22 protein-coding genes are annotated in these 23,624 nt (G+C 46.6%); all 22 read right to left on the reverse strand.

Annotated features, from left to right (window positions below; all coding sequences use genetic code 11):
• Positions 1-64: 64 nt before the first annotated feature.
• Positions 65-469, reverse strand: a complete 405-nt coding sequence (locus HP552_RS13625) for a PaaI family thioesterase (RefSeq protein WP_175396003.1) — start codon at positions 467-469, stop codon at positions 65-67.
• A 296-nt stretch (positions 470-765) separates the two neighbouring features.
• Complete coding sequence (locus HP552_RS13630) at positions 766-1,179, reverse strand: YlbF/YmcA family competence regulator (protein WP_217506423.1); 414 nt, start codon at positions 1,177-1,179, stop codon at positions 766-768.
• Positions 1,180-1,444: 265 nt separating this feature from the next.
• Positions 1,445-3,001, reverse strand: a complete 1,557-nt coding sequence (gene miaB / locus HP552_RS13635) for a tRNA (N6-isopentenyl adenosine(37)-C2)-methylthiotransferase MiaB (RefSeq protein WP_175396005.1) — start codon at positions 2,999-3,001, stop codon at positions 1,445-1,447.
• A gap of 415 nt (positions 3,002-3,416) precedes the next feature.
• Entirely contained in the window at positions 3,417-3,989 is a 573-nt protein-coding gene (gene pduL / locus HP552_RS13640) for a phosphate propanoyltransferase (protein ID WP_175396006.1), read from the reverse strand.
• Positions 3,990-4,186: 197 nt separating this feature from the next.
• On the reverse strand, positions 4,187-5,155 hold the full coding sequence (locus HP552_RS13645; protein WP_175396007.1) for a dipeptidase: 969 nt from the start codon (positions 5,153-5,155) through the stop codon (positions 4,187-4,189).
• A 103-nt stretch (positions 5,156-5,258) separates the two neighbouring features.
• Entirely contained in the window at positions 5,259-5,519 is a 261-nt protein-coding gene (locus HP552_RS13650; RefSeq protein ID WP_019005392.1) for a stage V sporulation protein S, read from the reverse strand.
• A 117-nt stretch (positions 5,520-5,636) separates the two neighbouring features.
• Entirely contained in the window at positions 5,637-6,431 is a 795-nt protein-coding gene (locus HP552_RS13655; RefSeq protein WP_175396008.1) for a TIGR00282 family metallophosphoesterase, read from the reverse strand.
• Positions 6,432-6,591: 160 nt separating this feature from the next.
• On the reverse strand, positions 6,592-8,130 hold the full coding sequence (gene rny, locus HP552_RS13660; RefSeq protein ID WP_175396009.1) for a ribonuclease Y: 1,539 nt from the start codon (positions 8,128-8,130) through the stop codon (positions 6,592-6,594).
• A 307-nt stretch (positions 8,131-8,437) separates the two neighbouring features.
• A complete protein-coding gene (locus tag HP552_RS13665; RefSeq protein ID WP_175396010.1) occupies positions 8,438-9,178 on the reverse strand; it encodes a regulatory protein RecX in 741 nt (246 codons plus the stop codon).
• A gap of 253 nt (positions 9,179-9,431) precedes the next feature.
• Positions 9,432-10,496 (reverse strand): recombinase RecA, encoded by a 1,065-nt coding sequence (gene recA / locus HP552_RS13670; protein WP_095358574.1) that lies wholly within the window; start codon positions 10,494-10,496, stop codon positions 9,432-9,434.
• A gap of 238 nt (positions 10,497-10,734) precedes the next feature.
• Positions 10,735-11,991, reverse strand: coding sequence for a competence/damage-inducible protein A (locus HP552_RS13675; protein WP_175396011.1), 1,257 nt, complete (start codon positions 11,989-11,991; stop codon positions 10,735-10,737).
• 108 nt (positions 11,992-12,099) lie between these two features.
• Positions 12,100-12,687, reverse strand: coding sequence for a CDP-diacylglycerol--glycerol-3-phosphate 3-phosphatidyltransferase (gene pgsA, locus HP552_RS13680; protein ID WP_175396012.1), 588 nt, complete (start codon positions 12,685-12,687; stop codon positions 12,100-12,102).
• A gap of 325 nt (positions 12,688-13,012) precedes the next feature.
• Positions 13,013-13,504: a YajQ family cyclic di-GMP-binding protein gene (locus tag HP552_RS13685; protein ID WP_175396013.1), complete on the reverse strand. Its 492-nt coding sequence runs from the start codon at positions 13,502-13,504 to the stop codon at positions 13,013-13,015.
• A 151-nt stretch (positions 13,505-13,655) separates the two neighbouring features.
• Entirely contained in the window at positions 13,656-13,820 is a 165-nt protein-coding gene (locus tag HP552_RS13690) for a hypothetical protein (RefSeq protein ID WP_167350848.1), read from the reverse strand.
• 74 nt (positions 13,821-13,894) lie between these two features.
• The gene (locus HP552_RS13695; RefSeq protein ID WP_175396014.1) at positions 13,895-14,953 is read right to left on the reverse strand and encodes a helix-turn-helix domain-containing protein; all 1,059 of its coding nucleotides are present in this window, start codon (positions 14,951-14,953) and stop codon (positions 13,895-13,897) included.
• Positions 14,954-15,017: 64 nt separating this feature from the next.
• Positions 15,018-15,785: a DUF3388 domain-containing protein gene (locus HP552_RS13700; protein ID WP_095287700.1), complete on the reverse strand. Its 768-nt coding sequence runs from the start codon at positions 15,783-15,785 to the stop codon at positions 15,018-15,020.
• A gap of 187 nt (positions 15,786-15,972) precedes the next feature.
• Positions 15,973-16,236 carry a DUF3243 domain-containing protein gene (locus HP552_RS13705; RefSeq protein ID WP_175396015.1) on the reverse strand — a complete coding sequence of 88 codons (264 nt, stop codon included), beginning with the start codon at positions 16,234-16,236 and terminating at the stop codon, positions 15,973-15,975.
• A gap of 112 nt (positions 16,237-16,348) precedes the next feature.
• Positions 16,349-17,098 (reverse strand): elongation factor P 5-aminopentanone reductase, encoded by a 750-nt coding sequence (gene ymfI, locus HP552_RS13710; protein ID WP_376768957.1) that lies wholly within the window; start codon positions 17,096-17,098, stop codon positions 16,349-16,351.
• Between the two features lie 23 nt (positions 17,099-17,121).
• Positions 17,122-18,402 carry an EF-P 5-aminopentanol modification-associated protein YfmH gene (yfmH, locus tag HP552_RS13715; RefSeq protein ID WP_175396017.1) on the reverse strand — a complete coding sequence of 427 codons (1,281 nt, stop codon included), beginning with the start codon at positions 18,400-18,402 and terminating at the stop codon, positions 17,122-17,124.
• Positions 18,403-18,406: 4 nt separating this feature from the next.
• The gene (yfmF, locus tag HP552_RS13720; protein ID WP_175396018.1) at positions 18,407-19,687 is read right to left on the reverse strand and encodes an EF-P 5-aminopentanol modification-associated protein YfmF; all 1,281 of its coding nucleotides are present in this window, start codon (positions 19,685-19,687) and stop codon (positions 18,407-18,409) included.
• A 130-nt stretch (positions 19,688-19,817) separates the two neighbouring features.
• Positions 19,818-20,645: a spore cortex-lytic enzyme gene (sleB, locus tag HP552_RS13725; protein WP_175396019.1), complete on the reverse strand. Its 828-nt coding sequence runs from the start codon at positions 20,643-20,645 to the stop codon at positions 19,818-19,820.
• 187 nt (positions 20,646-20,832) lie between these two features.
• Entirely contained in the window at positions 20,833-23,562 is a 2,730-nt protein-coding gene (locus HP552_RS13730) for an FtsK/SpoIIIE family DNA translocase (protein ID WP_175396020.1), read from the reverse strand.
• Positions 23,563-23,624: the final 62 nt, after the last annotated feature.

The following is a 23,624-nucleotide window of genomic DNA, read 5'->3' on the forward strand; positions in this document are numbered from 1 at the left end:
CTTTCATTTTGATAATCTCATTATGACATAATAATATCGTTTGTCAACCTTTGGATTGCGTGCTTTACGTTTTTGGCCGTGCTACACGGAACGTGGCTGTTGCCATACATCCCAGTGTGCCTGATGCATCACGGATCTCCGATTGGGCTGTAATACTCCGTCCTGCTTGGTGCAGCACCGTAGCTGTGACCATTAGTTCACCCTGTTTCATCGGAGCGAGAAAATGTACATTTAGATTGGTCGTGACACAGCTGTCCACTTCCATCGCTGCTGTAGCCACCATTCCCATCGCTTGATCCATCAGGGAAGTGAGCACACCGCCGTGGATAATCCCCATGGAATTGGTATGATGTTCGCCAGCCGTCAATGCAATTTGCACTTCCTTTTCATCACCTTTTATATAACGACAACCCAGGAAACCCCAGAACCGTCCATTTCCCTCTTCAACCATTTTATCCAGAATACCCATTATCCATTTCCCCTTTGTTGCACATAAAAGTTGTCTGACCAGTTGTTGTTCATATTCTAACCTACCTGTTGCTGACTCTGCGGAGTACCGTTTCACTCACCAAGATGACAGTTTCTATTAAGCCTGTGCTTGCAAGCCTGGTCTTATTCCTTTGTGCGTATTTGTCAGCACTGTGCCCGCGCAAAATAACCCCACTGCGTGGAGCTTCCTTCGAAGTGTATTTCAAAGTCGATTGCGTGAGCTCCTTGTTCTATAAGTCAAAAAAGGCGCGGACTGCGTCCACACCCTTTTGTCCATTAACCGCAGCTGGTCGGAGGTGAATCCGTGCCTGCCTCCACATTCACTTTCTCTGAAACGGTATCCCGAATAACGGAGATGACCAGTTGAAGCAGGTAGTTGATGTCGCTTTGACTTTGCTGGAATTCTGTTACCAGTGGGATGCTGTCCAGTTCGTCCTGCAAATCTTCAATCTCCTGTTCAATTTTGCTGACCATCTCTGCGTTTTTGAAGCTCTCGAAGGCTACGATCTCCTTCTGTTTTTTCTTGATGGTTGCAATCAATTGCTGGATACGCTCATGATCGCGAATTTTGGACTCAGCCTGTTGGAACTGTTTTACTTCCTCGCTTGTGCCGAGCATATCAGCCAACTCTTTGGCTTTTCCCATAATGTCGTCGCGTATGACCAGATTGCGCGTATCGTAGGTAGGCATTCCATAATGGTTGTACTGCACTTCTTCCTGCGCCACTGAAATCGCTCCATTTCTATGAGATGATATAAGATGAATTATCTATTTTCGCACCAGCCGCTCCGATTACAGTGCCATCTTTCAATCGCTGTTATCCCCGGATTTTCTAATTATGTTTCATAGGGTAAAATCCGGTTATAAAGGCGAACGCTACGCTTTTCCAGATTGGCACTGCACTCTCCGCTAAGTGCAAAACGCATACTCCATCTTATTAGGTTGTGTTTGTGTATTACTGATTGGCAGCTACCGGCTCGGTGAGCAGGTTGCCACGGATATAGAAAGTCATCGGATCGGTAATTTCCACGTTCACAAATGTACCAATCAATTCTTTGGGTCCTTCAAAATGCACCAGTTTATTACTGCGTGTACGTCCTGCCAGGACGTTGGAATTCCGCTTGCTCTCACCCTCGACGAGCACTTCAACGATCTTGCCACGCTGCTGCTCATTGCTTCTGTGGCTGTATTCGTTAATGGTTTCGTTCAAGCGTTTCAAACGTTCCTTCTTCACTTCCATTGGAACATTGTCCTCCATGACAGCTGCCGGCGTACCTTCACGCGGGGAGTAGATAAATGTGTAGGCAAAGTCATAGCCTACTTCACGAACCAGGGACAATGTATCTTCAAACTGTTCATCGGTCTCACCTGGAAAACCAACGATAATGTCTGTTGTCAGTACAACATCCGGGATGGCTGTTTTAATTTTCTCTGCCAGCTTGAGATAGTGTTCACGACTGTATTTACGGCTCATGCGTTTCAGCACTTCCGTGCTGCCTGACTGTACCGGCAGGTGGATATGCTCCACCAAGTTTCCACCCTTGGCCAATACTTCGATCAAACGATCATCGAAATCTCGTGGATGACTGGTTGTAAACCGCACTCGCGGAATGTCAATTTTGCGGATATCGTCCATCAGGTCACCAAAGCTGTATTGGAGATCCGTGAAATCCTTGCCATAAGCATTAACATTCTGTCCAAGCAATGTGATCTCCTTGAATCCCTGCCTTGCCAATTCCCGAACCTCGGCAATAACATCTTCCGGCCTGCGGCTGCGTTCTTTGCCCCGCGTAAACGGTACGATGCAATATGTACAGAACTTGTCACAGCCATACATAATATTCACCCAGCCGCGCATGCCCTCACGTTTCTTCGGCAGGTTCTCGATAATGTCGCCTTCTTTGGACCATACCTCAACAACCATTTCCTTGCTGAAGAGTGCTTCCTGAATCAAATGAGGCAGCCGGTGAACGTTATGGGTACCAAAAATCATGTCCACGAAACCATGCTTCTGCATGATCCGGTTCACGACGCCCTCTTCCTGTGACATGCATCCGCACACTCCGAGGAGCAGTCCTGGACGTTCCGTCTTCAGTGTTTTGAGGTGACCCAGCTCACCAAATACTTTATCTTCCGCATTTTCCCGGATGGCACATGTGTTCAGCAAAATGATGTCTGCCTCTTTGCGGTCCTCCGTTGCCTGATAACCCATGGATTCAAGCAGTCCCTTAATGGTTTCGGAGTCATGCTCGTTCATCTGACAGCCATACGTGTACACGATATAGTGTTTGCCTTTACCGATCGTTTTCAGTTCATCGGGTACTGCATTCTCATAGAGCACCTGAACGTCTTCCTTGCCCCGTTGTTTCTCCTGACGATGATTCGGCTCTGACTTGATATTGATCTCACGGCCCCGAATTCGAATCTTTTTGCTGAATTCATCTTGCGAAATTACTTTGGCATCGGAGAAATCAAAATATTGGGAGTAATCCTTTTTTGAGTCTTTAGCCATTTCCTTCGGTCACTCCTTACAGCCTCTATTAATAAAAAAGTTTCAAGTTCTACAAACGACACTCTGCATATCGCAGTTGTTTATTCGGTCAATATGAGTGAGTGGCAACTGCTTTGGAAAAGGTCACTATCTCATATTTGAAAATCCGTTATCTCACTTTGGTTGGTATCGATTCCGTGGAATATACACCAAAAGAGCATTACATCAAATTATAACATGAACTGGGCCGTAATTCCACTTTCAAAGCTGCCAGTTCATTTGACATTGAACAGTATGAATCCCACTACAAAACAACCCAAAATACACAAAAACCCGAGCACAACCCTGGGCTGTGTCTAAACAGCTCTCATGGATGTACTCAGGTTTGTTAAGTCAATCCAACCGAAGGATTTCGGCTGAATGTTGTTTCACTCGATTAGTCGATGATTTCAGCAGTGTCGCCGTTACGAGCGCCAGCTGCATTGGCTTCATCCGTATCGATATGCATGTCCAATGCGAAGGAGTCGGATACACGAGCCAGTACATTTTCAAGTACAAGACCACGATCTCCACCCAGGCGAACTTTCAGCATTTGTTTGTCCTCGATACCCCATTTCGCAGCATCGGAAGTGTGGAAGTGGATATGACGTGCAGCAACGATAACGCCTTTGTCAATCGTAACTTCACCTGCAGGTCCTTTGATTGTAATGCCAGGTGTACCTTCAATGCTTCCGGACTCGCGCACAGGTGCCTTAACGCCAATGGCAAAAGAGTCTGTCATCGAGATTTCCAGTTGTGTTTCAGGACGTACAGGTCCGAGGATACGCACTTTATCAAACTGTCCTTTGGAACCAATTACCGCTACAGTTTCGTTCGCAGCATATTGACCAGGTTGGGACAGAGGTTTAAACTCAGTCAATTCATAGCCTTTGCCAAACAAAATTTCAACGTGCTCTTGAGATACATGAATGTGACGGGCAGATACGCCCACTGGTACTGTTTTAGTCATCGTGAATTTCACTCCTTGTTTATCTATGGCCTGCGATCAGCCTCTTAACAATCCAATGGTATTATACCCCTTTTTGACGCAAAATGAAAACGTACTGGTGAAAATTCATGAAATACACTTAATTTCCAAAGAGCCGTATCCTTATTCTGTAAAATAACTTTATAGAACTCTACTGCTCCAGCTAAGGAACATGGTATTTATTTCAGGTTGCCCTCAGGCAGATTTTTCCTGAGATAATTCATAGCATTATTCCACATCCAGCCGCGTACTAGCTTTTCGTCGTAGTGCTTGAGAAGAGTTTCAATCAGCTTCGGATACTGACCTGGGTGCTCAAGACCTTGAATATACGTCGGTATTCCATCAAAATCAGAGCCCATCATCAGATGATGCTCCCCGCCCAGAGAACAGACCTGTTCAATATGAGGCAGCAAATGTTCGATCCTCACTTCGCCTTCCTGCTTCACAAACCATGGAACAAACGTCAGCCCGATGCGCCCATCCCTTGCAATAATTGCACGAATCTGATCATCCTTCAGATTGCGCACATTTGGACATACCGTATAACTGTTGGAATGAGAAGCAATAAAAGGTCGCTCACTTAGCTCTGCAAGTTCCCAGAACCCCTTCTCCGTCAAATGTGACACATCCAGCAGCATCCCGATCCGATTGCACAGGTGAACCAGTTCCCTGCCCCTCTCCGTCAGTCCGGCTCCACGCTTCTCCAACACGCCGTCCGCTGCCCAATTGGCATAGTTCCAGGTAAGCCCCATAACCCGTACACCCATCTGGTAACAAAGCTCAAGATAAAACAGGTTGCCTTCGAGCCCATCCACTCCCTCCAGTGTTAGCAGACCCCAAGGATTAGCCGTTTGACCTAGTTGAGCTACCTGCTCCCGCCATAACAACGTATGAGTACCGCTAGGCCGTCCACTGCTTCTCTCCACACGTTTGCGATAAACCTCCAGCTGACCAACGATATGTTCAAACTTGCCCTTACCAAGCACTTCGGGCAGATAGATGGCAAATGCCTGCAATCCTACATTGCCTTCCTTGATCCGCTGCAGATTCACATCCAGTGCTGAGTCATCCTCAAATGAAAGAGCAGGCTGCATCAACATTTTGCTCAATGCATCACAGTGATAATCGGCTACACGCCACTCGGCCATGGTTAACCCTCCCTATGTAATTCTTTGGAACTTGTTCTTCCTAATGCAGAATGCAAAAAAACCTGTCTACTCCGTAAACAGGTTCAATGCATAAGTACATGTATTATCTGGGCTCCACAATCAGCTTAATGGCCGTTCGGTCCTCACCGTCTATCACAATGTCTGTAAAAGCTGGAATACAAATCAAGTCAACTCCGCTTGGTGCTACAAATCCCCGGGCTATCGCTACCGCTTTAATGGCTTGGTTCAGTGCTCCCGCTCCAATGGCCTGCAGTTCAGCATTTCCACGTTCACGAAGAACTCCTGCAAGTGCGCCGGCTACGGAATTGGGATTGGACTTTGCTGAAACTTTTAATACTTCCATGGTAAGTACCTCCCTGGGAATGTTGAATGTTTGTTTCCACTTACTAGATGTTATTCGCGGGAGGTAAAAAAATTCCTTCTTTTTAGACGGGTTTCCTTGCAAAATGGGGCAATCCCCCTATTCCATGCGCCACTCGTCTTCCATCAGGCGGATTTTTTCAATTTTTGTAGCGGCCCCTGTGGACTCATCAATCTCTACAAACACGCCATGGAAATGCCATTTGCCATCATCCACTACAAATCGTACCGGCAGCTGGGTGTAGAATTTTCGCAGTACCGCTTCGCGCTCCATGCCAAGGATGCCGTCACGCGGTCCGACCATGCCCGCATCCGTTAAGTATGCTGTCCCACCAGGCAAAATCCGGTCATCATTACTTTGTACATGCGTATGTGTTCCTACTACCAGCGAGGCACGTCCATCCAGATGCCAGCCCATCGCAATCTTCTCGGAAGTTGCCTCGGCATGCATATCCACAAGGATGCATTTGTGATTCTGACGCAGCTCATCAACAATCTCATCCGCCACGCGGAATGGGCAATCGAGTGCAGGCAAAAACGTACGACCTTGCAGGTTTACGATGGCCAGCTCTTTACCTTCACCTTTAACCACCGTGTATCCTCTGCCTGGAGTTCCTGGTGGAAAGTTCGCAGGTCTGATCATGCGCGGTTCATCATCTATAAAATCAAAAATGTCCTTATTGTCCCAAGTATGGTTGCCCAGAGTAATCCCGTGCACACCCCAGTTGAAGAATTCATTGGCAATAGCCCCCGTGATTCCACGGCCCGCTGCTGCATTCTCGCCATTTACAATAACCACATGTGGCTTATATTTCGTTTTCAGATATGGCAAATTTTCTTTCAAAGCCTTACGCCCTACGTTGCCTACAATATCACCGATAAACAGTACTTTCATTGCATTGCCTCCTTAATTCCCCGCAAGCTTGCTTTATTTAGCCAGCACTTAAGCATTTGCAGGGTCCCTATCCCGTCAGATCTTTTTTTTAAAATCGCCCGTTACCGGGCTATCAACAGGAAAAGTGGCCCCAATACAGCGGCCACTTTTCCGTAAAGCTCTATTTTGCGTATTCAACCGCCCGGGTTTCCCGGATGACGGTGACTTTGATATGACCTGGATAATCGAGTTCATTCTCAATCATCTTCGTAATGTCACGTGCGAGACGGAATGCTTCGGCATCATCAATTTTCTCAGGCTGTACCATAACGCGAACTTCGCGTCCGGCCTGAATGGCATACGATTTCTCGACACCTTCGAACGATTCCGAAATTTCTTCCAGTTTCTCCAGTCGTTTGATATACGTTTCCAGTGTTTCGCGGCGTGCACCCGGTCTTGCTGCAGACAGCGCATCTGCTGCGCCAACCAGCATGGCAATGACCGAAGTTGCTTCGCAATCCCCGTGATGGGACGCGATACTGTTGATTACTACCGGATGTTCTTTATATTTCTTCGCCAGCTCCACGCCGATTTCAACGTGTGATCCTTCCACTTCGTGATCCAGCGCTTTACCGATGTCATGCAATAGGCCTGCACGTCTTGCAAGTGTAACGTCTTCTCCGAGTTCGCCAGCCATCAATCCAGCCAGATAAGCGACTTCCATCGAATGTTTCAAGACGTTCTGGCCGTAGCTTGTACGGAACTTCAACCGGCCCAAAATTTTGATCAGGTCCGGATGCAGACCATGCACGCCCACTTCAAAGGTAGCTTGCTCACCGTATTCACGGATGCGCTCATCCACTTCTTTGCGGGATTTCTCCACCATCTCTTCAATGCGTGCCGGGTGAATGCGTCCGTCAGCCACCAGTTTTTCCAGGGCAGTACGGGCAATCTCACGACGGATCGGGTCAAAGCCCGACAGAATAACCGCTTCTGGCGTATCATCGATAATAAGGTCAATCCCGGTTAGGGTTTCAAGCGCACGGATGTTACGTCCTTCACGACCGATAATCCGGCCTTTCATTTCTTCATTAGGCAAGGTTACAACAGATACCGTTGTCTCTGCCACATGATCCGCTGCACAGCGTTGAATAGCAAGTGTAATAATTTCGCGGGATTTCTTGTCCGCCTCTTCCTTCGCCTGCTGTTCAATGTCCTTGATCATTTGAGCCGTCTCGTGACGAACTTCCTGTTCTACGTTGGACAGTATGATACTGCGTGCATCTTCCATGGTGAGGTTGGATATACGCTCCAGTTCCGTCACCTGATTTTTGTAAATCATTTCGATCTGCTGCTGTGTCTCATCAATTCGCTTCTCTTTGTTAGCCACTTGCTCTTCTTTACGTTCGAGTGATTCCATCTTTTTATCCAGCGACTCTTCTTTTTGCAACAATCGTCTTTCTTGTCGTTGAATTTCATTCCGACGTTCACGAGTGTCTTTTTCAGCTTCGGCCCGAATGCGATGAATCTCATCCTTCGCTTCCAGCACCGTCTCTTTCTTCTGTGCTTCTGCCTCTTTCTTCGCGTTCTCAACGATCTGTACGGCAGCTTGTTCCGCACTGGAGATTTTAGCCTCTGCAAGAGATTTGCGAATAAAATATCCTACTCCGAACCCAATGAATAGCGCGGCAACAACGAGAACGATCGTGATTGCAATCATACTGTTCACCTCCTCGTTGATTCCTCCAAGGCATTCCTTGGGTCAATTTGCTGTTTTCAAGTCATACATATGTTTGGGAATAACGATACCTACGGCGATCCCCCGCCGATTTTCATTTCAAGTGTACATGTTACCACGTACTATTCGCCATCTTCAGCGAACCCATAATCATGAAGGTTAAATCCTAAGAAACCGAAACCGCTTTTTTGGAAGGAAAAAGGGTTGTCCATTTCTTACAGACTCATGTCCATTTTAGTATTTGACGAAAGAAATTGTCAAGAGAATGCAACACACTGTGTACTCTCTGTTAATCCCATGACAACAACTCGTCGTCTTCAGGATCTTCTGCTTCATCTTCTTCAATTAAACAATTTACGACTTTGCGTACCATATCCATAGGAAACCCGCGCCGCATCAGGAAAGGAAGCGTTTTGCGTTTCTTCTCCGAAATGTCTCCTTTGACCTGATTCCATTTCTTTCGTCCAGCGGTCAAAGCTGTTTCAAACTCCGCATCCGTACTTACACCTTCAAGTGCTTCAACGATGAGTTCATTGGCAATTCCCTTTTGACGCAGCTCTTGCCTTATCCACAGTTTTCCCTTCCTCTGCCCTGTCATACGCTGTCTTGTCCATTCCTTCGCAAACCCTTCATCGTCTATGAGCTTCTCCTGCTCAAGCCGATCCAGCACCTCTTCAATCAACGGTGCAGCGAATTCCTTTTGACGCAGCCGCTGGCTTAATTCATACCTTGTACGCTGTTTGTGCTCCAGATAGCGCAGAGCCTGCACATAGGTTTGCTGGCGCTCATCCGCTATTATAATTTCCTCCAGGTCCTTCTTTACAAACGTGTTGCCACGGGTCATTCGATATTTGATCATTACATCTTCAAGTACAGTAATTGAGTACAAACCAAACGTGATTCGGTAACGAGCTTGCCTGCTCTTTGTTCGTTCTACCCGTGTAATGGTAAGTTCTTCGTTGTCCGGGAATTGGGAGATTCCCTCCAGCTCTGCTTTATCATACAAATCATCATCATCGTGTTGATCCATTCAGGTCTCCCCTTCCACATTGTTCGTTATCTGTTTATGCAGAAACTAACCAAATACAAAAAGCCGGGAACCAAGCCCGGCCACATCACTCTCAATAGGCGTGCTAACAGCCCCTGTCCTTCTGGACAGAGGCCTTTAAACAGCGCACGAATATACGCCTTACCCCTTGCAAGATCGAGCCAAGCTCAATCCAGACAAGTTCGGGAGGCTCCAGAAGACAAAACGTATTCCGGGGCCACCCTGCCAGGAAGGATTACTCGTTGATTTCAAACAACTCTTGTTCTTCTGCTTCTTCTTTTTGTTGATCTTCACTCGTTGGAGCTGGAACAACCGTCGTCAGATTGCTTGCTTCACGGATTTTTTGCTCAATAACTTGTGCAATCTCTTTATGCTCTTTCATGAACTGCTTCGCATTTTCACGACCTTGGCCCAGACGTTCACCCTCGTAAGAATACCAAGCACCACTTTTATTAACGATATCCAGTTCTGTACCAATATCAATTATACTACCTTCTCTGGAAATCCCTTCACCGTACATGATATCTACTTCAGCCTGTTTGAATGGCGGCGCAACTTTGTTTTTCACAACTTTTACGCGAGTACGGTTACCAATAATGTCATTGCCTGATTTAATACTCTCAATACGACGAACATCCAGACGAACGGTAGAGTAGAATTTCAAGGCACGTCCACCAGGTGTTGTCTCTGGGTTACCAAACATTACCCCAACTTTTTCACGAAGTTGGTTGATGAAGATGGCAATCGTTTTGGATTTGCTGATTGCCCCGGAAAGTTTACGCAGTGCCTGGGACATCAGACGTGCTTGCAAACCAACGTGGGAATCCCCCATCTCGCCTTCAATCTCAGCTTTTGGTACCAATGCTGCTACAGAGTCAACAACGATAATATCAACAGCGCCACTGCGCACAAGTGCTTCAGCAATTTCCAGCGCCTGCTCACCCGTATCAGGCTGGGACAAAAGCAATTCATCGATGTTAACGCCCAGTTTACTTGCATACTGGGGATCCAGTGCGTGCTCGGCATCGATAAATGCAGCTTGTCCACCGACTCTTTGCACTTCAGCAATCGCATGCAATGCCACAGTTGTTTTACCTGAAGATTCAGGTCCATATATTTCAACAATCCGGCCTTTTGGCAAGCCGCCTGTTCCTAGTGCTATATCCAGAGCTAAAGATCCGCTGGGTATGATTTCCACTTGCATGTGAGTTGACTCACCCAGTTTCATGATAGATCCTTTACCAAATTGCTTCTCTATTTGACGGAGCGCCATATCAAGCGCGGCACGACGGTCTGACAATATGCTCACACCCTTTACTGTTTATAAGATAATGATACCTTGTTTTAACACGTTTGCCAAGCTTTTTTTCGAACATACATTCGTTTTTTTTGTGAAGGCCGAGGCGCCTCTTCCTGGGCGAAACTTGCAATGAAACAGAAAAAAGAACCGCAAATAAGGCTGAAATGCCTGATTCTACGGTTCTTCCGTCTGTTTAGATTATACTTCATACTGCCTGCAAAAGCAATTCAGTGTCCAACTAGTCCACAGCAACGAGCTTGCGCCATAAACGGTACAAAATGGCTTTGGTTGAACGGATGCGGACCGTCTCCCGATTTCCGTTGATACGCAGTTCGTGGATCTCCGTCTCTTTTCCCCGCTCAGCCAGTGCGATAAAAACGAGTCCTGGGGGCTTGCGTTCCGAATAACCGGGACCTGCTACACCTGTAACCGACAGACCAAAATCGGAATCACCGATCATGCGTACCTGCTCAGCCAAAACTTTGGCCACTTCAGGACTCACAGCCCCGGGAGCCTCCTCACCTTCCAGATAATCATGAGGAACATTCAGCAGCTTTTCCTTTATTTCGTTGGAATAACATACAATTCCGCCTTTGAGCATGGACGCACTGCCAGGAACCGATGTCAGACTTTGCATGACAAGCCCTCCTGTACAGCTCTCAGCCGCGCTAAGGGTCAGACCCATATCAGCCATCATCGTCACGATTGTGTACTCTATAGGCACATCCTCGTTCGCGTAGAGGTGTTCTGGCAACCGCTCCCTGATTAGTACCTCCATTGCATCCAGTTTCTGCTTGGCCTCATTTTCACTCGGCGCCTTGGTGGAAACCCGTACTGTTACTTCTCCCTCACTAGCATAGGGAGCGATCGTCGGGTCAGTTTGACTATCGATCAGATCAAGCAGACGGTCTTCCAAAGCCGACTCGCCGATCCCTGCGAACTTCAACATTCTCGAATAGATGGGCATTTCATTCGTAAGCACGTGCTGGAACAGCCAAGGTTTGACCTCCTGCTCAAACATGGGGATCAACTCTTTCGGCGGCCCAGGCATGACAATATAATGTTTGCCATTGTCCGTAATGGCGTTCCCTGCTGCAAGACCCGTTTCATTAGCAAGCGGGGTTCCTCCCTCAACCACGATGGCCTGGCGCCGATTGTTCTCAGTCATCTCCACATTGCGATCCCTGAAGAAGCTTTCGATCTTATCCATTGCCATCCGATCAATATGTAGATTACGACCCAAAACTGCTGCTATCGCATCCTTGGTCAAATCATCCTGTGTAGGTCCGATGCCGCCAGAGAACAAAATAACGTCTGCGCGTCCCTGGGCTATTCGAATGGCTTCACTCAGACGGTTCAAATTGTCCCCCACTACAGTTTGAAAATAAACATCAATACCGATAGCTGCCAGTTCGCGGGATAGATATCTGGCATTTGTATTCACGATCTGCCCAAGCAGCAACTCTGTTCCGACTGCGATAATTTCTGCCTTCATTCAGCATCCTCCTGTGCACAATGTGAGTGATCAAAGGGCAATAGGATGTTTTCCTATTGCCCTTTGCGCAAGCTGTTCTTCATAAATTACCCGTTTGACCTCAAACGGTTACGCTTTTGATAAATTAAGCAAATTTTTGTTTTTGATGAAATAGTCAACACCTGACCAGATCGTAATAAGCGCTGCCGCCCAAACTGCAATAACATCAACTTGAATTCCCGTGTAGGAGAATGGGAAGTTGTTAAGCAGCAGCAATACAATGGCGATGATTTGCACCACCGTTTTCAGCTTGCCCCAGCTGCTGGCCGCAACAACCGATCCATCCAGCAAAGCAATTTGGCGAAGCCCCGTAACCGCAAACTCCCGACTGATAATAACAACAGCGATCCATGAGTCCAACTTGCCCATCTCAACAAGTGAAATGAGCACTGCAGTCACAAGCAGCTTGTCTGCCAGTGGATCAAGCAATTTGCCCAAATTGGTGACCATATTGTTTTTCCGTGCCAGATATCCATCAATTCCATCCGTACTGGCTGCAATGACAAATATAATGGCAGCGACCAGCTGATTGTACGGAAGCGATAAACTTCCAATCTGCAAAGGCTCCGGATAAAATGGAAAGTCCACGAGCAGAAACACCATCAAAAAAGGGATTAAGCAAATTCGTGCAAGCGTAATCCGGTTGGGTAAATTCACAAGACGCCCTCCCTCTTATCCTCCAATACTCCAAACAATCATCTTAATCCCGTATCCATCATCCGGAAGGTGAACATTTACAGTTTCACTGCGTACACCACTGCTCTCATATGTAAAAACGCAAAAAATAAAGTCAACCGTTCAAACGCAAAAACCGTTTTAAACGTTCCGGCGACTTCCAGAAGATGTACTGCTTTTCACAAAGTCAGCAAAACGATGATGACTGGGCTTTTATGCTTGTTTGCTAGCAATGCACACTTAGTATAATATACGCCAATTGCAGTGTCAAAACACGTTTTCCCACCACAAAGCGCGCATAACAAATTTATTTGAAATTGGTATATTGCAAATCAAGAGGCAAATTGGCACCATTCAAAAGCTGCATTACGGCCTGCAAATCATTTTTACTCTTACCAGTTACCCGGAGCTGATCTCCTTGAATCTGACTCTTCACCTTCATTTTGGAGTCCCGGATCAGAATATTGATCTTTTTGGCGATATCCTGGTCAATCCCTTGTTTAAAATTTAAACGCTGACGGACTGTCCCCGATGAAGCTGGCTCCACTTTGCCATAGTCAATGTTTTTGAGCGGCAGGTTCCGCTTCGCCATTTTGGATTGTAGTACATCAATAACAGCCTTAAGTTTGGTCTCATCATCGGATACGATCGTCAACGCATCCTTGTCCAATTTCAAACTGCTTTTGCTTCCCTTAAAATCGTAACGTGTGCCGATTTCCTTCTCCGTTTGTGTAACGGCATTCGTTAATTCCTGCAAGTCCATTTTGGACACGATATCGAACGAATTTTCTGAACTCAAACTGGTCACCCTTTCAATTAATCATTTGTTCTGTGTAACATTATAGAGGATTCGCCACGGAAAAGTCTAATTTTAAAGGGCTGATGGAACGAAAAAAGCATTTTTGGCCACCACTTTCGCAGTAGCCAAAAATGCTTATACGCACAGCAATCTAATATCGGCTGCGGTTGGGCTGTCTGAACATGTCAAGCACACCCAAAAGGACATGCGCAAGTCCAAAACCCAGAATTCCATAACCCCAAGCGCTTGGAGTCAAATAATACCCCAGGAGGCTGACAATGATACCCAAACCTGTGACGATCCAGCTTACTGTCATAGCCTTCCCACCTCGCTTTACCGAAAGTTAACTGCAAGTGAAAACAACCTTATTGTCCCCAGCAGTTAAAGCCCTTATTCGCTGCCTGTGCCAGAGCCTTCGTTTCCTGCTCCTGATCCTTCAGCAGAGCCTCCGTTCGTTTCGGTAGATGTGCTTGTACTTTCATCTCCCAATTGAAGACGAATCCGGTTTGTAGCCTTCCCATCCGTTACCACTTGCCCGCCAACCTCAATGGTCGTGGCCGCAGCATATCCGGATTTAATGTACAATCCAGTACTGTCCAGATCAAAAGACATACTGTCTCCATCGGCTGTCATGCCAAATTGCAGTTTTTCCCCGCTTGAATTTTCACCTTTATACACTTCAAGCCAGCTCTGGCCCGAAGCATTAATGGTAACCTTAACCGGTTTCCCTGCACTTCCATTTACTTTGAAATTAGTAATATTACCGGATTTACCATCTTCGGCAACCACTACAGCTCCGGCATTATCCGTATTTTCTTCATCTTCGGTACCATCTGGTGTTTGTTCATCCGTTTGACCTTCAGGATCCGTCTGATCCGTGACATCGGTACCACCACCATTGCCGCCTGCTTCCCCGTCGCCTTGCCCAGTTTCTTCCCCACCCGCTTCATTCGTAGGTGGAGTCGATGCCTGACCATTGTCCGTTGTCTCATCAGGTTGATCATTTGGTTGCTGCTGACTGTCTGTAATTTTGGTTTGGTCCACGCCTTGAGTATCTGCATCATCTTTGTTCATGACCACATACACGTACAGCAGGGCAACAATCAGAATCGGAAATGTCCACATTAACGCTACGGACATCCAGCGATTGCTCCGCTCCACCGGACGACTCGAACGCTTTTGGATCACGGGCTCCATGGTTGCTTCCGTTTCCTCTGCCGGTACATCTTTTTTGTGCCCCTCCAGCAGCTCATCAGGGTTCAGTCCCACCGTTTCCGCATAGGTTTTAATGAAAGCTCGCACATAAAAACTGCCAGGCAGCACCTTATAGTCCCCAGCCTCTATTGCTTCCAGATACCTCTTGCGAATTTTAGTCATTTCCTGTACATCATCGAGACTCATCCCTTTTTGCAGCCGGGCCTCTCTTAACTGCTGACCCAGTTCAGACATGCCATCTCCTCCTTATTTTTTCTCTTTAGTTGTTTCTATCTATTCCATGATCCCGTACGGAGCCTTACAGTTCATCGGTGTAGCTGGCCGTAAACGTATCATAAATAATTTCTTCGTTTGGATTGTTCCGAAGTTCAATAATAATATCAAAATCATTATAGTCATATTCCGATTCCTGCACAAAAATATCAGGATGCTCAATGACTTTGGTGCTCGGCATCGTCATAATATCCTGCAATAAGTTATAATGCCGTTCACTTGAACGAATTGTACTTACAATACCATCAATGATAAATACATTGTTTGGGTTCATTTCGTCCTCGGAGAGCTGACTCCTTATCGTTTGACGAAGCAAGGTCGACGAAACAAACGTCCATCGTTTCATCGCACAGACACTGCCCGCGATAATCGATTCCGTTTTGCCGACCCGCGGCATTCCCCTTAAGCCAATCACCTGATTGCCTTCCCTTTTAAATACTTCACCCAAAAAGTCTACCAATAACCCAAGTTCATCCCTTGTGAAACGAAAAGTTTTGCGGTCGTCCGAATCGCGGTCAATATAACGGCCATGACGCACGGCCAAAATATCCACCAGTTTGGGTTGACGCAAAGCCGACACGGTGATGCTGTTCACCTTTGCAAGCATTTCACCGAGCAAACGGATCTTTTCATCGTCATCGGATTCGAGCAGCATGCCCCGGGTTTTGCCTTCCACACCGTTAATGGTCAATATATTCACTTCAAGCATCCCCAGCATGGAGGCAATATCCCCCAGCAAACCAGGTCTGTTCTTATGTATTTTATATTCCATGTACCATTGTTTAGATTCCATTTAAACACCCCGTAATGCATTATTCCACATTATTCGACAGCAGCAGAACGTGTCCACAGGACAACGAACTGAGACATCTTCTAAAAATGGGTCACGTTAATGATATATAAAATGAAAATGAATTACAAGAACAGGTCTGTAATCATTAGAGAAAAGCCCCCTTGCGGGAGCTTTCCATCAGTGCAGCTTATGCGTTTTGTTTGGCCAATTTGACCATCAGGCGCGCAATCGTACGACGCTCTTCAGCATCGCCGACATCCCATATTTCTTTTAATGCCCGGTTGGAATGGTTCGCTGGGTCCACTTTCTCATCCAGAAAGTCACCAATCTCATACGCAAGTTTGTTGATGGTTTCTTCATTCATCCCCATCTTCTCTGCTTGCAGTACGCGATCACCCAAGAACTTCTTCCATGTGTCAAAGCTGCTGAGCACCGTTTTTTCTGTTGACATGATAAATCCTCCTTAGCGACGCATGAGATTTAAAATCAACAGTTGTAATATGTGCCTGCCGGGCAATTAATATACAGGATAAATTCTCCAGATAACAACGACCGGTCAAATTTTACGTAAGCCAGCCTCCATTGGGGCTAATGATCTGCCCATTGATATAACCGGACTCTGGCAGTGCAAGAAAATAGACAAGAGAGGAAATTTCATCAGGCTGTGCAAGTCTCCCAGCAGGAATTTCCTCTTCCAGCATTTTCATTTCATCCTGATCCAGATGATTCAGCATCGAAGTCTGTACCGCCCCGGGAGCTACAGCATTTACAGTAACTCCGGATGGGGCCAGTTCTTTGGCAAGAGCCTTCGTAAACGCATTTACGCCACCTTTAGTGGTGGAATACAGCACCTCACAAGATGCACCCGATAGCCCCCAGATGGAAGATACGTTAATGATTCTACCGTATCTTTGCGAGATCATGTGTGGCATCATGGTCTGAGTACACAAGAACGTGCCTTTCAGGTTAATCGCCATTACTTCATCCCAGATTTCCTCTGTCACGTCGGATAAGAGCCCATAATGCGAAATGCCTGCGTTATTCACCAGAATGTCAGGCATTAAGCCATGTGACTCCAGTTTTTCACGCATGCGTTCGATTTGTTCCCGGCTGCGAAGATCGGCAGATACGGTCATCACTTTGCCACCGCCCTTTTCCATGCATCTTCTGGCGGCTTCGTTGGCGGCTTCATGCGATTTCATATAGTGAATAACCACATTCATACCGACCGTTGCAAAACGCTCTGCAATGGCTGCTCCTATACCTCCGCTCGCTCCAGTAACAAGTACTGTCATATCTCCAATCGGCTTCATTTGTCCTGTTCCCCTCTCCATGTTTACGGACTCACGACAAGCGATACAGCCAGTTGATCCCAGCGAATATGCTCTTCCAGTCTACGGTTTACTTCTTCCAGCGTGATTGATTCATATATGGGAATCATATTGAAGAAATCACCGCCGCGAAATTGCTCATGAGTAAATTCATGCGCAATATTTTCCGGTGAGTTAAGCATGCGCAGATAACCACCTATTTTCTTTTTGCGTGCACGCTCAAAATCCGAAGCTTCAAATCCTTTCTTAACCATGGCATCGACCTCTTCACGTATGCGGGCAAGCAGCAGATCCGGGTCTTTTGTATCACCGCCGACGACGGAGAACGCATACTGCGACGAACTGATGTATTCATGTCCGAAGCTATCCGAGATGAGATCTTCATCATACAACTTTTGAAACAACGTCGTACTTGAACCAAACAAGAGATCCAGCATTAATTTGGTCGTCATGTCGCGTCGCAGCAGGTCTTCTCCCGAGAATCCAACATCCGTTTCCTTAAAACCAAAAAGACATTTTGGCAAAGAAACCGCCAATCGGGCTTCTTTTCTCGCTTCCACCACATGTGCCGGCTCCGGTTCAAATATCCGTTTGATCTCGCCTTGAGGTTCATAATTTTTCTCAGCCTGGTTCGAACGAACCATGTCCATCACTTCCTGCGGATCTACTCCACCTACAACAAACAAAAGCATGTTGCTTGGATGATAAAACGCGTTGTAACAAGTGTACAATGTCTCTTTTGTAATCGTGCTGATGGATTCCACCGTTCCTGCAATATCAATGTGGACTGGGTGTTTTTGATACATCGCTTCGATTAATCCAAAATAAACACGCCAGTCCGGATTGTCGGCGTACATATTAATTTCCTGACCAATAATGCCTTTTTCCTTGTCCACATTCTGATCAGTGAAATAAGGATTTTGCACAAAGTTGACTAATGTTTGTATATTTTCATTCACGTTTTCTGTGGCCGAGAACAAATAAACTGTCTGATCAAAACTGGTAAAAGCATTCGCAGATGCTCCATGAGACGCAAAAGTTGCAAAAATATCACCAGTTGGTTCCTCGAACATTTTATGTTCCAGAAAATGAGCAATTCCGTCGGGAACCTGCACTTCTTCTTGCCCTTCGACCTGAAAATGATTGTCAACAGAGCCGTATTTGGTTGCAAACGTGGCAAAGGTTTTCTGGAATCCGGGTTTAGGCAATATATAGACATGCAGCCCATTATCCATCACTTCGTAGTACAGCGTTTCCTGCAGATGTTCGTAATGTATGCTCTCCACTAGCTTATACCCCCTTCTCATCCCGCAAGAAGTAGATCGTGTCCAGACGGAATTGTTCTGCCGCCTCACGAACATTTTCTTTGCTGATTTGCTCAACCTGAGCCAGCAGCTCGTCAGCAGTTCGCTCTTTGCCTGATAATTGACGATTAAAATCGTATGCAATCATCTCGAAAGCGGAATCCTGCATTTCTTTTAGCAAATTGCGGATCATCGCCTTGGTCTGGGACATCTCCAGATCACTAATGGTTCCATTCTTCATTTCTTCTAACTGCTGCTTGATGATCGTAACGGCTTTCTCATAATTGGGAATTTCAATTCCGGATTGGATCGTAGCAATGCCTTTATGTCCGTCATACCGGGAAGAAGCATAGTATGCAAGACTCTCCTTTTCACGAACATTGACGAACAATTTGGAATGTGGGTACCCTCCCAGAATGCCGTTGTACATTAACGCTGCTGCATATTGTGGATCACCATACGTAATGGATGTGCGAAGCCCCATATTCAGCTTACCCTGGTTAACATTCAATCGTTCAACAACCGTCTCCACTTCTTTGTCACCGAGCATGGCTTTGTGAGTCTCATAATCAGCGGCTTTGGCACGTTCAACATGAAAATGTTTTTGCACCAGGTTTTCCACTTCTTCCAGTGTTGTGTCACCAACCACATACAGATCCATACTTGCCTGCTGCAGCCAGCTCTGATAAGCGTCAGTAAGCACATCGGGTTCAATGCCTGGCAGATCCTGACGCTCACCCAGCGGATGCAGGCGGTATGGCTCATTTTTGCACATTTCCTCAATGCAGCGCTCTGCTGCATAGCGCATTTTATCGTTAACAACGGACTCCAGCTGTTTGCGAACGGTCTCACGCTCTGCTTGTACATAGGAAGTCCGGAAATGACCCTTTTCAAGGGCAGGCCTAGTGAGCACTTCACCCAGAAATGCAAAGGAGCGATCCAACAGCTGCTCATCCCCGCCAACAAAGGAATCGTTTATGGTATCCATCCGGAATTGTACGATTTGATAGTCTCCACGTTTGTATACGTCAAACCCAAAACCAGCTCCATACAAATGCTCCAGCTGCTCACGAAACTCCGTTGTTTCCGGGTAGGACTCCGTTCCACGGCGAAGAACAAATGGCGTAAGAGCTACTTTGGTGACCGTATCTTCTTGCAGTGGGACTCCTGCATACAATGAGATAGCAAATGTCTTGAAACGTTTGGTGGGCAAAACATGGATACGAAACTCCTTTTGGTTGCCCCGTTCAAATCCTGATGTATTCAAATGTCAAAACCCCTTTACGGCGTCATTTGTTATGCAATATGTCGTTAAAGCTCAAGCGTAACAACCATTTTAACCCATGCAAAAGGCAAGAAGCAACCGAAGACACGTCTTCTGGTTGCTTCCAACATCATCACATACAAAAGATATGCTGACCGATTGTTTTCACCTGAGGACGGGTCCAAATCCATTTGGATGTAGCCGTCTTGGGATTAAAGTAATAGAGGCATCCCCCTGATGGGTCCCAGCCATTCATTGCCTGTTCAACTGCTTTACGGGCTTGGGCATTGGGTTCGAGATAGATCTGACCGTCAGCGACGGCCGTAAATGCACCGGGCTGAAAAATAACACCGGATGGTGTATTGGGAAAACTCGGAGATTTGACGCGATTCAATATGACGGCCGCTACGGCAACCTGACCTTCAAAGGGCTCTCCGCGGGATTCGCCATATACCGCATTGGCCATAATCTTAATTTCATTCTCTGACAGGCCCATCGAATTCGCAGAGCCCATATTGTCCTGTTCTTTATCGGCGTTGGTGTTTTTGTCTTTACCCCCGCCAGACGATTCTTTATGCAGCGGTGGCTCAGTTGGAGACCATTGTTTGGTTGCATTGTACAGCTTCAGCTTGGTTTTGGCCCCAACCACACCATCCGCCTTCATGCCAAATTCAGACTGAAACCATTTTACGGATTTTAATGTGCTGCTGCCAAAATTACTGTCGATTTTACCATTGTAAAATCCCAAGTACTTCAGTCTGCCTTGAAGTTCGTATACATCCTGACCATAGCTTCCATATTTCACGGCGTTGCTGCTGAAGGTGGGCATAGACTGCTCCTCCACCTGCGGTATACTTTGTTGCGAACTTTCGGTTGCCGATTTGTCAGGAAGCAAATAACGTATTCCCAATGCGGACATCAGCAAAATAGCAGTGAAAAGCCATATGTTCATTTTTCGCATCGACTGTGCTCTACCTTTCTCTTGTGGGATTAACAGAATCGCTAACGTTATTATGACAAGCCTGCTTACTTCCTATGCACCAAATCACCCGAACATTGGACAACATGGCAAACTTCAACGTCAATTGATAACAAAAAAGCCCCAACTTTATCGTTAGGGCTTCACTAGTTACGTATTCAATTTCAAATTAAGAACTTATTTTGTTTTGCTGATATTGTTCCAGCGAGATCAATACTTCTCTAGGTTTACTGCCCTCATAAGGACCGATCACTCCACGAGCTTCCATAGAGTCAATCAGGCGTGCAGCACGGGTATACCCTACCCTCATCCGCCGCTGAAGCAACGATACGGAAGCTTGCTTCGCTTCCAAAATAATTTGCACAGCCTGTTCATACAGTTCATCCTGTACTTCATCTGCTGCTTGAACGGAATCGTCGACTTCAGGCACAATGGATTCATCGTACTGGGCTTCCCCTTGTCCACGCACATAATTCACAATATTTTCAACTTCTTCATCACTCATAAAAGCTCCCTGCACACGTACTGGCTTGGAAGCGCCCATCGGCATGAAAAGCATGTCCCCGCGGCCCAGCAATTTCTCAGCGCCACCCATGTCCAAGATTGTCCGGGAATCCACCTGTGAAGACACACCGAACGCAATCCGAGAAGGAATATTGGCTTTAATGACACCAGTAATGACATCCACGGAAGGCCGCTGTGTCGCAATAATCAAATGAATTCCGGCTGCACGTGCCATTTGGGCGAGACGGGCAATGGCATCCTCCACATCGCCTGCTGCGACCATCATCAGGTCAGCAAGCTCGTCCACAATAACTACGATGTACGGCAAAACTGCGGCCGGATTGCCCTTCATCAGGTTATTATAACCTTCGACATTACGTGTACCCGATTTGGAGAACAGCTCATACCTTTTCTCCATCTCAACCACAATTTTTTTGAGAGCCAATGAAGCTCTCTTGGGGTCGGTTACGACAGGAGCCATCAGGTGTGGGATGCCGTTGTATACATTAAGTTCGACCATTTTCGGATCGACCATCAGAAACTTCACTTCATCCGGTTTCGCTTTGTATAGGATACTTGTGATAATTCCGTTAATACAAACCGATTTACCAGAACCTGTAGCGCCTGCCACAAGCAAATGGGGCATACGGGCGAGGTTGCCGATGATGGTCTGCCCGGAAATGTCCCGTCCAAATGCAATAGTCACTTTTGATTCTGCATCCTGGAACGTTGATGTTTCCATAACCTCCCGCATCGTTACAACTGAAACTTCACCGTTAGGTACCTCAATCCCGATGGCCGACTTACCAGGAATCGGCGCCTCCATCCGAATATCCTTGGCTGCCAATGCCAGTGCAATATCGTCGGTCAAACTCACAATTCGACTAACCTTCACACCAATATCCGGCTGAATTTCATACCGTGTAACTGCTGGTCCTCTAACCACTTCAAGCACTTTCGCTCGAACACCAAAACTCTCCAATGTCGCTTCAAGCTTACGGGCTGTCTGCATATAATCTTTCTGATCCCCGCCCTTGCCTCCATTGTTTGGTTTCGCAAGAAGACGGAACGAAGGAAGCTTATATGGCTTTGGAGGCGGAGGAGGCGGTTTAACTGGCTCCTTGTCCTGGCCCTCAACATGTTCACTGTTCAACCCTGTAGGGGCACCGTTTGAGTCAGTTTGTCCGTCCGGGTTGCTTTCCACCTCATTCAGATCATCCGGGCCAACTTCAGATACTGGCCATTCCGCAGTATCCACCAGCTCATCACTAATCTTAATCGGTATATCGTCTCCTTGGGTTTGATCCGAAATATCATCAGGGAAAGGATACGCGTCATCCAAATCATCATCCTTGATGTTATCCTCCGCTCTGACATGTTCGAAGAAATCACGGATGATTGGAGCAGAACTGGCCTTGGGTTGGGAAGCTCCTCCCACTTGGCTCGGTACATCCGAAACGAACGCCGGCTCTTCATTCCATGACTCTGCAAAATGATCTGAATTCGCACGATACACAACCTCTTCTGAAGGGGTTGGCTCCTCCTGCTCCATCTCACGGGCAGACCTGGTCGATTCCCGATCCGCACCCCATTTTCCGAACAATTGAAAGAAGATAGGCGCTTTTCGTTTCGGCAGCTGCATCTCTTCCATGTCATCCTCTTCATCTTCCTCGACATCTGCAGGAACAGGAACCACCTTGCGTGCCGCACTACCTTTTTTCCCCGAAGATGTTGCAGTAGAGCGCGCAGCCGGTCTCGACTCCAGTTTTTTATAGATTGAGCTGCCTGCATCCCAAACCTTGGTCCTGAAAATGCGCACCAGATCAACATAGGACAGACTGGTAATCAGCATAAAACTGATAATGAACATCACGATCATGATCAAACGCGCACCCAAACTGCCAAACAGCCATAAAAACAGAGCAAATTGAGCAGCTCCGATGTAACCGCCACTTATGTCCTTATTTAGCATCGAATCATGCTCACCAGGCGCAGGCTGTAGCAGCTCGGTCTGCATATCATTATGTACTTGTGTAATAACCGCCCCCGGCTCAAGAGCACCAACAGGAAGAAGTTTCTGATGCATTGCAGATACGGTACTCATTAAGGTTAACGCAAACACCAGAAGTACAAGTCCTGTCTTGCGTGTTGTCCAGCCGCTTGGCCACTTTCGGTGAATCATCACCATTAACCCGTAATAGATCCCGATCAACGGAATAGCAAAATAGAATTTGCCGAGCAACAACCCGAACATTTTAGATAATGAACGTCCTACCGTTGCTTCACCGGATAAAGCGATAACTGCAAGGGTAATCAGAACAATTCCGTATATCTCATATTTTAAAACGCCGCTAAACGCAGCGCCTTTTTTCTTCTTCTTTTTTCTTCTGGCCAAAATCAGGTCACCCCCAGAAGAATATTATACCATACAAATATAATCCGTACATATGTTCTTTT

This window comes from Paenibacillus xylanilyticus, from assembly GCF_013359935.1.
Lineage (GTDB): Bacteria > Bacillota > Bacilli > Paenibacillales > Paenibacillaceae > Paenibacillus > Paenibacillus xylanilyticus.